A 638-nucleotide genomic window follows, 5' to 3' on the forward strand; every position below is an offset into this window, starting at 1 on the left:
AGCATGCCCAGCATCGCCTCCAGGTCCTCCATGCCCGGCATGCCGCCGCCCAGCATCTGGGAGGCCCCCGCCGCGCCGCGGTACAGCTGCGTCGCGATGGTGACCAGCCCTGGGAATTCCATGCCGCCCGCGCCTCCGGACAGCGGCGCCTGCACCACGCGGAAGTGCGTGTACGGCAGCGGCCCCAGCCGACGCTCGAACTCCGCCAGCATCGACGTGGCGTGCTTCAATACGCGCTCGCCCGCGGCCTGATCCGCCGCGGCGTAGTGGCTCTCCACCGTGACGCCATTCACCGTGGCGGTGGAGTTGGCGTAGCCCCGTGACACGAAGAGGGGAAAGTCGCGCACCGCGGCGGCGGCGAAGGCGTAGCGCACGCGCCCATCCCGCTGCGGGACCTCGCCCATGGGCACGCCCGTGGCGTGCACCGCCCAGCCCGTTGGCACGGTGACGGTGGCCAGCACGTGCGCCGGCTCATAGAGGCCCAGGTCGCCAATCCCCTGCGGCCCCTCCCAAGGCTTGCCGTCCTCGCCCACCGGCGGCACCTGGGGCACCACGCCCACCAGGCTGATGAAGTCCGCCGTGGCGGAGAAGGCCCCGTGGTCGCCGCCCGAAGGACGCCCGCCCCCACCGCCCATCAA

At 73.0% G+C, this 638-nt stretch carries 1 pseudogene; it reads right to left on the minus strand.

Annotated elements, in window-relative coordinates:
• A pseudogene (locus HV824_RS35975) lies at positions 1–638 on the minus strand (aminopeptidase); the annotation flags it as partial.

Source organism: Myxococcus sp. AM009, assembly GCF_013372605.1.
Taxonomy (GTDB): Bacteria; Myxococcota; Myxococcia; order Myxococcales; family Myxococcaceae; genus Myxococcus; species Myxococcus vastator.